We start from the raw sequence: 12,397 nt of genomic DNA on the forward strand, positions 1-12,397 counted from the left end.
GTCAGATAGGCGCTGAGCCAATCGTCACCCATCTGTGCCTGACTGCTGGCGAGGGACTCGCGCAGCCAGAGGTCCCAGGGCTGGGTGAAGTCGACCGGGAGCCGCCGGCTGACGAAGTCGCCCAAGCCCGGCAGCTTGCCATAGAAGCCGGGGGTCGGCTGCTCCTTGCCGTTCACAGCCGCCCCGGACACCTGAAGGCCCGAACCTCGTCGGGCTTGAAGGGATTGCGCACGCTGACCGCACGCAGCTCGAAGCGCGCCGACAAGCCGCCCAGCGAAAAGGTCACGTCGAACTTCTCCGGCTGCCGCGTGGCACGCAGCGAGGAGCGATCGAGCACCCTGAACCAGGCCCAGGGTCCTTCTTCGGTCAGGCTCGGACCACTGCCGGTGCTATCGACGAAGACCAGGCGGACACGATCGACACCCTCGGGCGCCGGCCATTTCAGCGTCTGACCCCGCAGCGGCCCGTGGCGGTAGTCGAGGATCTGCCCGCCCAGGTCCAGCGTGAACTGGGTGACGCGGGAATCCATGCTCACCGGCTTGATCTCGAAGGTGACGTCCGGCGTCTTGCCGCCGCTCATGAAGAAGGCCTCGCGAATCGTCGCCGCGCGCTGGAACTGCGCCAGCACCTCATTGGGAATGCCGATGTTCTCGTCGAGCCAACGCCAGGTCGGACGCGCGGTATCGACCAGGGGCATGAGGTTCGCCTTGAAGAAGGTGTCCATGAGCCCGCCCGGCCCCAGCAGTCGACCGAAATCGAAGAGCGTGGTCTCACGCTCGGTGCCGCGCACGAAGGGGTAACGGTCGTTGATGGCCTCGCGACAGAAGGGCAGCACCTCCGCGGTCCAGATATTGTTGAGCAGCGCACGCGCGCGGTTGGCGGAGAGGTTGGAGCTGTCCAGCGCGAGCGTTCCCAGCCATTTTCCGAGCACCGGCGGCAGGCGACCGGCAAGCGCCCTCGTCTCCTGCATCTCTGGGGAGTCAGCGGACACCAGCGGCGTGCGGCCCGATGAGACGGCGGCCGCCGTGGACTGCAGCTGCAGATGGAGCTTGCTCAAGGTCTCGAGCACCGAATCCATGGGTGCCTGACCGCGATCGTTGGCGCGCACCAGATCCTGGAGCCAGGCGAAGCGGCGCGTCACATAGGCCTCGGGGGCCTCTTCGGCATCGCCCGACGCTGGGGCGTCGGACTCGAAATAGCGGTCCACGCGACGACGGAAGCCGGCAAGTCCGCCCGCCTCCTCGGCGCTTGCTGCGGCCCCGACCTCGGCCTGCTCCGGCTTGCGATCCAGCGCGGTCTGCTGCGCCGCCGCGATGAGCAGCCGACGCATGGGGGAGTCATTGGGATCGGCAAGAATGCGCGCGACCTCGGCCGCGTGCTGGAGGTCCCGAACGGGCACCAGATCGATGTCGTCGAGCAGCGTCTGCCACTGGATCACATAGTCGTTGAGGTAGCGACGGCGCACCTCCTCGAAGAGCCGCCGCGCCTCCTCGGAGTCGGGCTCGAGGCGCGCCTCAGGCCCCAGGATCCAGCTATCCGCCGCGGTCCCCTCGATGATGCGCGCGCTGGCGTCGGCAAAACCGCGGTAATAACCGTCATAGGTATAGAGCGCGGGCACGCCCTGATTGAGCGGACGGCCGCTGCTGCGCACGAAGACGAGCTTGGCGAAGTCTCCGCCGGCGTCCGTGATGGTGAAGTCCGGCAGATCGTCCCCCACGCCGCGGCGCTTGAGGCTGGCGTAGACGCGATCCGCCAAGGGCGTGCGGTTCAGGATGGCCCTGGCATCCGCGATCAGGGTGCCGTCCAGCTCGATCGGCAGGGACGTTGGCCGACGCGCCAACAAGGCGGCCAGATGATCCCGCAGGGACTCCTGCTGCGCTGTGCTCGTCTCGCGCGGCAGGCTGTTCTGCCAGTCACGCCCGACCCAGAGCTGGACGGCCTCGGCGTCATAGTGCTCGTCGCTCGCGAGCATGAGGTAGACGCCTAGGGCGTCGTAGAGATACTCGGGATCCCCGCCGGCCTGACGGATCTGCTCCTCCAAGCGCAGGATGATGCGCGGCAGCAGTGCCTTGTTGAGGATGCGCAAGTAGGCCCGCTGCGCCTGAGAGCCGAGCTTCTCGCCCTGGTAGAGCCCGAGCCCCATGGTCAGCGGTACAGCGGCGTCGCGTTCGGCATAGCCGCGCGGGATCGCGCGCGCCGCGTCGAGCAGTGGCAGGACACCCAACGGATTGCGCTCCTCGGGTGCCAAGGCGTCGATCCGGGCCTCAATGTCCAGAACGCGCTCATCGACCTCCTCGATATAGAGCCGATTGCGCGAATAGCTGGTCGCCCAGGCCGCTGCCGCAACCAGGAAGACGGCCGCGACGCTGGCATAGGCCCCGCGCCGCAGCCACACCCGGCGGCGCTCCATGCGCAGATTGAGCCCGGCGAGACCGGCCTCGTGGAAAACGACGTCGCGCAGCAGCCGCGTGAGGAAGAAGCTCTTGCCGGTGCCCCGAAACGGCAGCGCGCCCTGGCGGCCCAGGCCAAAGTTGGCGGCATAGGCGCCCAGGATGCGGTCGATGGGCGTGCCCGTCTGGGTGCCGCTGGTGAAATAGACGCCACGGACCTGCGGACGGATCTCGAAGCGCGACGGCGCGAAGGCATCGCTCAGGAACTGTTCCAGCGCCTCGCCGAGTTCGGCGAGCTGCCGCGGGAAGCTGAAGACCAGCGCGCGCTTGTGCGGCTCGCGCTCCTGCTCCATGCGCGCGAGCAGGCGCTGGTCGAGCCGCTCGAGCAACGCCTGCAGCTCCCCGCGAAAGGCCTTGATAGGGGACGGCGCGCCCTCGCTTTGATCGAGCTTGAAGGTCGTGCCCCAGACCTGCTCTCGCCCCTCCTTGCCCAGATCCGCGAAGAACTCGGTGAAGCCCGCGACCAGGTCCGCCTTCATGAAGAGCACATAGACAGGCACGGCGATATCGAAGGCCTTGCACAGTTCTTGGACACGCTGGCGGATCGCCTTGGCGTGGGCGCCGCGCTCGGCCTGGGTCTGCTGCATGAGGTCCGAGAAACTGACCGCCACCAGCACGCCGTTGATCGGCCGCCGCGGCCGATGCTTCTTGAGCAGCTCCAGGAAGTTTTGCCAGGCCGCCTTGTCGACCTGCTCATAGCTGTCCTGCGTGGTATAGCGCCCGGCGGTGTCGATCAGCACGGCCTCATCCGTGAACCACCAGTCGCAATTGCGCGTACCGCCGATGCCGTGGATGGCGTCCTGACCGAGTTCGTCGGCCAGCGGGAAGCGCAGCCCTGAATTCACCAGCGCCGTCGTCTTGCCGCAGCCTGGCGGGCCGATGATGAGATACCAGGGAAGCTGGTAGACCCAGCGGCCGCCCAGCTTGTGTTTGCCCTCCGAGCGCTTGAGGGCCGCCAGGGCCTGATCGAAGCGCTCGCGCAGGGCCTGCAGTTCTTCTTCCGAAGCCGCCTTAGCCGGGTCTTCCTCTGCTTCGGGACCCGAGGCGAGCTGCTCCATGAGCTTGCGGTTGCGCGCGCGAGAGCGCACTGCCGAGGTGATCTGGGAGAGCCCCCAGACACCAATCAGCATGCCGATGACCATCCAGCGACGACCCGTCGAGGCCAAGGGCTCGGTGCCGCCGAAGCTGAGCATGGGGCCGACGAACCAGACGAGCAGCGCGAGCGCGACCAGGCCGAGGATCACCAGAAAACGGCGGGAGACAAAGAATTTGAGCACCGCCTTCATGAGCCGACTCCAGCGACAGAGGACACGCCGGTCACCGGCCGTGCCGGCGTCATCAGCATGACCTCGACGCGCCGATTGCGCGCGTCCTTGGGGTTGTCGGGGACACGCAGCTCGGTGTCCGCGCGTCCCTCGGCCGTGAATCTGGACGCATTGCCAGCGACCTGGACCAGCAGCTCCCGCACGTTCTCGGCGCGTGCCTGCGACAGGTGCCAGTTGGAGGGAAAGCGCAGGGTCTTGATCGGGACGCTATCCGTGTGACCCGTTATCAGAACGGCCCCGGGAAGCTGCGCCAAGGCCTCCGCGATGCGCTTGAGCAATGGGATGTACTGAGCGCGCACGGTGCTGCTCCCGGAGGGAAAGAGGTCGTCGCCGCGGACGATGACGACCTGGCCTTGGGGCCGATCCACCACCTCCAGCTTATCGGCGGCAATCTCCTCGGCCAGTAGGATGCGCAGCGTGGGCGGCGGCGGACCTGGCGGCTCATCCACCGGAATGACGACAGGGATGCGCGTGCGCGGACGGTCCGTCAGCGCCGGCAGCCCCTTGTCCAGGTTGCCGAGCGAGAGGTAGACGGGATCGGACTCGCGGTTGAGCGCGAAGGTGAAATAGGCGAAGAGCGCGAGCAGGATCAGGGCGGCAATGGCGCCGAAGACCCACAGCGGCATCTGATGGATGAGCGGATCGCGCTTCTGGGTCACCCCTTGCCAGTGCGGTGAGAGTTCGGTCTCGGGCTCGCCGCGCTGCGATCGGATGGTCTGATAGAGCTGTTCGCGCACCCGCTCCAACTGACCTTGACCGCCCTCGCGAGCGCGATAGCGACCCTCGAACCCCAAGGCCAGGCAGAGATACATCAGCTCCAGCAGGTGGATGTTTCCGGCCGGATAGGCAAGCAGCCGATCCAGCGCCGTGAAGAACTTCTCCCCGCCCCAGGCCTCGTTGTGGAAGCTGATGAGCAGGCCGCGGTTGCTCCAAACGCTGTGACTGCCCCAAGGCGTGTCGAGCACCGACTCGTCGATCAAGGAGCAGAGGACATAGCGGGCGGGCAGGACCACGGCGTCGACCAGCCCCTTGGCGCGCGCGCAGGTCTCGAAATCGCGCATCTGACGCGTGAGCCCCTCGCGCAGCCCATCGGGGTCCGGATGCGACTGGGTGCCGCGCAACTGGGCGGCCAGGGTCAGCAGCCCGACGGCGCAGGCCGCCAAGGGGTTGTCCAGATTGACCGGCACCTCGCCGATTTTCTGAAAGCTGGGAGGGAGGCTCGCAGGCGCCGGCACCGCAGGCGGTGACACCGAGCCCGGCGCCATCCCAGGCGCGCGCCGCCCGCCTGGGATGGGGCGAATGACCGTTGGACCGGCGTCACCCGGTGAGAGGAAGGGATCGTCGTCTGTCACGGCTTACTCGCGAATGGCCCAAAGCTCGAGCTTCAGCTCGGGGAAGTCGCCACCGATGTGCATGCCGAAGCCGCCGCCGGTGGCGAGTTGTTTCCAGAAATCGCCGCTGCGGTCCAGTTCGAAGTAGTCGAAGCCGGCGTGATAGGGGATCTCCAGCGGGGCCGTGGGCATGGGTCTCAATGCAATACCCGGCAGCGCCAGCTTGACCAGCTCTTGGATCTTCTCCACCGGCCCGACCTTGACCTGGCTGGGGAAGCGGTTGCGCAGCGTTTGGGAGTCCAGAGCGGCCTGCGCGGCCAGCACGAAGCGCGAGGCGGCGAGGAGCGATCGATCCTCGACCAAGGCGATGCGGAAGCCGTACTGGCGCTCCTGGATAGGAATGGCGATCGCCCGCTCGACATATTCGCGATTGAGGTATTCGCGCAGCCGGTCGATCAAGGGTCCGAAGCAGGTCTCGAGCGCGTCGTGTCTGTAGGGCGCAAAGTCCGGCGGGCGCTTGTCGTCGCTCGCGAAGGTCGACAGCTCACCGGCCAACCCAAGGAGATAGCGGTAGACGGCCTCCGGATGCAGCCCCCGCACTTGGGTCAGGTGGGCGGCGACGGGCTCGGCGCGATTGAGCAGCTGTAGCATTAAGAAATCCGCCCAGTCGGCGACGCCGCCGCGCCCCACGCCGCGCACCCGCGTGGCACGCAACTCGGCTTGGCGATGAATGAGCCCGGTCAGCTCCTCGACGAAATCCGCCAGCCGCCGAGCGACCTGGAAGTCGATACAGGACGGAATGTAGCCGGCATCCAAGCGCACCTGACGATCGGCGCGGCACTCGAGGATGCGGGCGATCCCGCAGCAGGCATAACCGTCGCGCGGCTGGCGCCCGAGCATCAGCCGCAGCCCCAAGCGTCCGACCTCGACCACGGCCTCGGTCTCCGAGCCCGCGATGTTGTCCCGCACCCTCAGCTCCGCCGCGCGGTATCTCAGGATGGTCTCGGCGTCGCTCGCGGTGCCGCTCTCCGCCGCACCCGGCTGACGCAGGGGCAGCACGAGATAGAGCACCTCGCCGGCGCTCGTCTCATCCAGCTCGAGCGGCTCGGGCAGCGGATCGCTCGCCGGGGCGTCGAAGGGCGTGCCATCCGGCAGGACACCCGCGAGATCGACCAGGGCCACCTTGCCGAAGGCCAGCAGCTCTTCGTCGATCTTCAGTCGCCTCAGGCCCCAGGGATAAGGCATGCCCGGCCCGGACTTGGCGCCGACCAGGTGCTCGAGATAGCGGTCCTGCTGCTGAAAATGATGCGGCTGAAGGAAGAGCCCTTCCGACCACAGCACCTTGTTGTCGCGTGACAAGGGTCGCTCCTATTGGTATCGAATGGAGACCGCGCGGGCGCCAACCTCGATCAGCACCCGATTGTCGACCCCGGGATTCAACCGCAGCGTCTCACGCCAGCGGCTGTGATCGATGTCGCGGAAGGCAGCGACCGCGCCAAGATAGCCCGCACCTGGGTCCAGCTGCCGCTCGAGCGGGCGTGACTGCCCAGGTGCCAGCGTCACCTCATCGCGAGCGATGAGGTCCGCGCCCAGGAGCGCGCCCTCCTTATCGTAGAGGCTGTAGAAATCGGTCGTGGTGAAGACACCCGGACTCTTCAAGGTATAGACCCGAACGACGACAGGCAGCCCCTTGCCGCTCGGGCCTCGATTGGCGTCAGCGGCCGCGCGGATCTCGATGTTCAACACAGGCGGCGACTTGTCCAGCGGCGTCTCGGGCCGGGGCTCCGGCGGAGGCACGGGCTTGACGTCGGGCTTGCTGCCGCAACCCGCAGCCAAGAGGGCCGGGAGGGCCATGAGTCCCGTCACGATCAGTCGGCGCCGCGCGCTCGCGAGGATATCCAAGGTCGTCTCCTCAGGTGTCAAGCTACCTGGCTGATTATGGCTCAAAATCGCCCCTTCACTCGGCTCATCGTCTCATCGCCGCGCCGCCCGCAACCGCTCGATCTGATCATGATAGGCCCGCGCGAAGGCGTCCTCGAAGAGCTGCATGAAGTCCTCGGACGCATCGGCCGCGACCTTCTCGTACTCCTCGGTAAACAGCTCCCAGTATTTTGCCTTGCGCGCCATCGGCAGCACCTGATCCAAGCCGGAGGCGCGGCCGAGGCGCTGTTCGAGCCTAGACGGCTCGAAGCGCGCGAAGAGCGCGCGCAGCGCGGCCTGCAGCCCGGCGGTCATCGCCATCTCATGGGCCTGGATGTCGTCGAAGGCCTCGCTCGCCGCCGCGACCGCTGGAAGATACCCTGGACTCGGACGAAACAGCATGCGGTCGAGAAGATCGTCGGTATTGGGCGAGAACTTGAAGGGATTGTTTTGTGCCGCGCGGATGCTGGTGACACCGAGGCGCAGCTCGCTCTTGAACTGGGCCCGGCCGATCATGGTCTGCACCAGTCCGGCCGCGAGTGCGCGCAGCAGCTGTCCGGACAGCCGCATGAAGGCCTGGGGTTCATCGATATCGCCTGGCTCACCGCAGCCCAGACCGGCAAGAAAGGCACTCAGCTCGGCGCCTGACGCGGCAGCTGCCTGGCAGGGCTCTGGGCGCGGCGGCTCGGGAACTGGCGGCGCAGGCGCCACCTCGGGCGGCTCGATCTGCAGCTCGGGAATAACGTCCGTCTTATCCTCGTCCACCTCGGGGTGGGCGTGCGGCTTCAAAGGCGCGTCCGACTCGAAGGGCACCTCTGGGGAGCTTGGGGGCTGCTCGGCGTGCGGGGCTGGCGCCTCCCCGCCGACCCAGGCGTCATTCAGCAGATCATAGTTGTCCGGAACGGCGCGCTGATCGTCTGGGCGATAGAAGACATGCTCGACCGGCGTATGGCGGTGGGGCGCACCGCGTGCCGGCGCATCGGGCGCGGGTCCCGCCAGCCCAGCGTCGAGCGAGGATGCGTCGGCGAACGGCTCCTGGCGGAGATTGGGCTCGGACGGCAGATCCGGGAGCAGCTCGCCGGGATCCTGCGAACCACCGGGATCGAGCAGGTCGAGGATATCGGCGGACGGCCCGCTCGGGGCGAGATCGCCCAGGTCGCGCCTCCCCGTCTCACCAAAGGGGTCGGGAATCTCTTCGGCCTGAAAGACCTCCGCGCCGCCGAAGCCGACGATCACGTCATAAGGCCCGATGCCGAGCTGGTCCCCGTCGTAGAGGGCGACGGACTGGTGCGGCGGGATGGGATCCGGACCATTGTTCAGATAGGTGCCATTGCGGCTGGTGTCGACGACCCAGACACCGCCCTCGCGCACCTCGATCCGGGCGTGCTCCCCGGAAATGACGCGCTCGGGATCATCGAGACAGAGGTCATTGATGACGGCCCGCCCGATGCTGAGGCTGCCCTGCGTGAGGCTGAGCGTGACCTCCCTGTCGGAGGCCTGCCCCTCACGGTTGATCACGCGAAGACTCAGCTCCATGCAAAGGCTCCCGAAGCGACGGTCAGGTACAATCGAGTGGCTCCTGTTCAGGGTGTTGTGGGTCATGGCGCCGCCGCAGGCAAAGCGCAATGCCGATGATCATCGTCTCGCGAGACGCTCGCCTCATTGCAGCGCATTACCCCCCAGTAAACAAGTCGCGCTCTCGCGGATTGACAGGCATTCCGAGGGATTGATAGACCTTCATCGGTGCTCGGCATCTCGGCCGCCCCCCCTCTCACCGCGCGCGGGCACCGGGTTTCGGACTCACCGACGCCGCGCGCCCAGACCGCTTTGCATCCGCACCAAACCCGTCATACTCAGAGCGACGCTCCAGGAGAACAGCATGCGCCGACACCAACGCCCCGCAGGTCACCGCAGCGCACTTCGACAACTCCTTGTGCTCGCACCCATCCTGCTCCTCATCGACGCCCCTCGGGCGCAAGCCGACTGCCCGGCCGCCCAGCCACAGCCGCTGTTGCCGAGCGATCCGGCACGCTGCCAGGCACTCGCCCCGCTGGTACGCAACCCTGGCGGCCTGCCACTCGATGCGTATGAGCAGAAGCTCAGCGATTTCCTGTCCCATTGGTGTCACCGTGACAGCGCCGCCGGCTGGGTGCGCGACAAGCGGGTGCGCGACACAGGCCCCTTCGTCGCCAGCCGCGCCGACGGCGAAGACGGCCAATGGAGCGGCAGCGCCTACGGCACCCACGGCGCGGTACTGATCTGGTACGCCCCCGAGATGGTCGCCTGGATGGAACGGCACCGGCCCGCCGAGGACAGAGACACCGCCGGGGCCAGCGACCCAGTGCCCGACGGCGCCATCATGGTGAAGGAGATGTACCCCTCACCCGCCGCGCGCTGCGCCGAGGTGCCGCCCGAGCACCTGAAGCCATCCAGCGGGGCGGCGGTGATGGTGCGCGACAGCCGGACGGCCAAGGACGGCTGGTTTTGGGGCTGGTACGGCTGGACGGGCTGGAGCCCGGACTGGCCGGCGGGTCCGAGCAACCGGCTCGCCTACATGGGATTCGGTCAATACTGCGTGAACTGTCATGCCTCGGCCGCCGACAATCTGACCTTCGCCGACCTCAAGAACGTCGCCGGCTACGGCGGACAACCCAACGTCTATCTGGTGCAGGACTGGTTCGAGCGCCAGCGCCTGGTCCCCGCACACCATGAGCTGCTGACCGAGGACGCCGACGACTCGCTGCCGGTCGACCAGCCGCGCGAGAACACCGACGCGGTGATCCTCGCCGAGCTGCCGGGCATCGCCGAGGGCGCGAAGGGCGTCGCGCTCGCGCGCATCGATCTCAGCGCCATCGCCCTACCCTCGCAGACCTATGACAATGTCTGGATGCCCGCCGACGGACCGGACGTCCATAGCCAGTATCTGACCAGCGACCAGTGTCTGGGCTGTCACGACGCCGGGGGCACCGGTCTGCAGTTCGACATGACCACGCCCGACCCCCACGGCGACGCCCTGCTCAACCTCTCGCCCTACGCCACCTGGCGCAGCTCACCGATGGGGCTCGCGGGACGCGACCCGATCTTCTTCGCCCAGCTCGCGAGCGAGACCCAGCGTTTCCATCCCGACCAAGCCGACCTGGTGCAAACCACCTGTCTCGGCTGTCACGGCATCCTCGGCCAGCGTCAGTGGCAGATCGATAACTTGCCGGACGCGAATGGGCCAGACGCCAAAGACGCCTGCGCGACCTTCGAGCGTGCCCTGGTCGACGCCCTGCCCTATCCGTCCGACGCCCCAGGCGCAGCCCACGCCAGCTATGGCGCGCTGGCACGCGACGGCATCTCCTGCATGGCCTGCCACCACATGGTGCTGGGCGAAGCTGCCACCCGCGCCTACGCCGACCAACCCCAGAACCGCTGCATCGAGCGCCGTCAGCAGCAGCTCAACCCGGACGCCAGCGGCTTCGCTCGCACCTTCACGGGCAGCTTCCTGGTCGGCCCGCCGGACCAGCTCTATGGCCCCTTCGAGGACCCCAAGCCGAAGCCCATGCAGCATGCGCTCGGCATCACCCCAGAGCACAATGCCGCCATCCAATCCTCCGAGGCCTGCGGCACCTGCCACACGGTCCACCTCCCGGTGCTGCGCCAGGGCGAAACGCTCGCGCACGTCTACGAGCAGACCACCTACCCCGAATGGGCCTTCAGCGCCTACCGCACCGGCGACAGCCCCGACGGACCGCTGCCGCATGGCGCGGGCACACGCGCCCAGTCCTGCCAGGGCTGCCACATGCCCTCGCGCGCCCCGGACGGCACGCCCTACCGCAGCAAGATCGCTGCGATTCAGGAACTGGACGGCTTCCCCGCCAGCGACAACAGCCTGCCCGCCGAGGCCATCGACCTGCCCGAGCGCGACGGCTTCGCCCGCCACACCCTGGTCGGGCTCAACGTCTTCCTAATCGAGATGTTCCAGCAGTTCCCCGAGGTACTTGGGATGCGCACGCAGGACCCGATGCTGGTCGCCAAGGGACTGGAGCCGCTGCTGCGCACCGAGCGGGCAATGCTCGATCAGGGCGCCCACGCAACCGCAACCATCAGCATTGACGGCACCCCCACGCTCACAGACGACCATCTCTCGACCCAGGTGCGCATCGAGAATCTCGCCGGGCACAAGTTTCCGTCCGGGGTCGGATTTCGGCGCGCCTTCGTCGGCTTCGAGGTGCTCGACGCCGAGGGCCAGGTGCTCTGGGCCTCTGGGCGGACCAATGGCGCGGGTCTCATCATCGACGCCGAAGGCAACCCCATTGCCGGCGAACTCTGGTGGCGCGATGACTGCTCCGCGCGCATCGCGCCCGAGACCCGCGCTCACCAGCCGCACTATCAGGTGATCAGCGCCCAGGACCAGGCGCAGATTTACCAGGAACTGGTCAGCACGCCACCGGCACAGGGGCCGACCAACTGCGGTCACGACGCGACGCCAGCGGGCGAGCTGACCACCAGCTTCCTCTCCATCTGCGCCGAGGTGAAGGACAACCGCATCCTGCCCCACGGCTATCTGGACCTGGCCGCGCGCACCGAGATCGCCCGCGCCCTGGGTGCCGGCCCCGACCTCGCCGCCGACGCCGGCTCCACCGCCATCGGCGACGATCCGGACTATGTCGCGGGCGGCGCCGACCGGCTCACCTATCGCATCGCACGCTCAGCGCTGCAGGGGCAGCCCGCCTCGGTGCGCGCCACGCTCTACTACCAGGCGACCCCGCCTTTCTTCCTGCAAGACCGATTTTGCACCGCCACCGGCAGCGACACCGAGCGCCTGCGCTACATCGCCGCCCGGCTCGACCTCGACGGCAGCGCCGCCGAGGACTGGAAGCTGAAGCTGGTCTCGACCGGAGCGGTCGCCATCGCTACGAAGGGCGGCGCGACAACGGACGCAAATCGCGCGCAAATCAGGGTTCAGTAACCTGTCGACGCTAAGATCGGGCCAGCCCTTGATGCCATGGAGCAGGGCAAACTGAGGGCACCTGCCTATCGCCCCGAGCCCCTGCCTAGCGCCTAAGAGACAGGCCCCGCGCCAGGCGCTACCACTCAGCCATCGCTCGGCGGCTGCGTCTCGACAGCGCGCGGACCAGAAGATCCAAAGAGGCCGCCGTCGCGGTCGAGACATCGTTCGTGTACGACAGTGCGTAGGGCGCAATACGCTGCGCTATTGCGCCCTACGCGGGCTGCCAATGGGAAGCGCGGCGGCTAAGGGCAAAAGGGAAGACCTGACCCCGGATCTCGGCCGCTGGGGGTTCGTTGGACGGGAGCCGCATCCGCGCGGACAGCGGACGCTGCTCCGTGTCACAAGTTGCATCGACTGTTACCGGGACTCTCAACC

Annotated in this window: 7 protein-coding genes; 1 reads left to right on the forward strand and 6 read right to left on the reverse strand. The window is 67.5% G+C overall.

Annotated features, from left to right (window positions below):
• From tagF to tagH, 6 genes are all read right to left on the reverse strand, one after another.
• The coding region (gene tagF / locus G3480_RS22120; protein ID WP_338114201.1) for a type VI secretion system-associated protein TagF at window positions 1-191 on the reverse strand (191 nt) is incomplete at its 3' end.
• Window positions 173-3,736 carry a type VI secretion system membrane subunit TssM gene (gene tssM, locus G3480_RS22125; protein WP_164656142.1) on the reverse strand — a complete coding sequence of 1,188 codons (3,564 nt, stop codon included), beginning with the start codon at window positions 3,734-3,736 and terminating at the stop codon, window positions 173-175. The genes tagF and tssM, both read right to left, overlap by 19 nt.
• Entirely contained in the window at window positions 3,733-5,127 is a 1,395-nt protein-coding gene (icmH, locus tag G3480_RS22130) for a type IVB secretion system protein IcmH/DotU (RefSeq protein ID WP_164656144.1), read from the reverse strand. The genes tssM and icmH overlap by 4 nt, the downstream gene beginning before the upstream one ends.
• Window positions 5,128-5,130: 3 nt before the next feature.
• Window positions 5,131-6,465, reverse strand: coding sequence for a type VI secretion system baseplate subunit TssK (gene tssK / locus G3480_RS22135; protein ID WP_164656152.1), 1,335 nt, complete (start codon window positions 6,463-6,465; stop codon window positions 5,131-5,133).
• 9 nt (window positions 6,466-6,474) lie between these two features.
• Entirely contained in the window at window positions 6,475-7,008 is a 534-nt protein-coding gene (gene tssJ / locus G3480_RS22140) for a type VI secretion system lipoprotein TssJ (protein WP_240905979.1), read from the reverse strand.
• Window positions 7,009-7,080: 72 nt separating this feature from the next.
• Entirely contained in the window at window positions 7,081-8,562 is a 1,482-nt protein-coding gene (gene tagH, locus G3480_RS22145) for a type VI secretion system-associated FHA domain protein TagH (protein WP_164656153.1), read from the reverse strand.
• 343 nt (window positions 8,563-8,905) lie between these two features.
• On the opposite strand from tagH, the gene G3480_RS22150 reads away from it, so the two are divergent.
• Window positions 8,906-11,980, forward strand: a complete 3,075-nt coding sequence (locus tag G3480_RS22150) for a cytochrome P460 family protein (protein ID WP_164656154.1) — start codon at window positions 8,906-8,908, stop codon at window positions 11,978-11,980.
• The last annotated feature ends 417 nt before the right edge of the window (window positions 11,981-12,397 follow it).

This window comes from Thiorhodococcus mannitoliphagus, from assembly GCF_010915725.1.
Classification (GTDB): domain Bacteria; phylum Pseudomonadota; class Gammaproteobacteria; order Chromatiales; family Chromatiaceae; genus Thiorhodococcus; species Thiorhodococcus mannitoliphagus.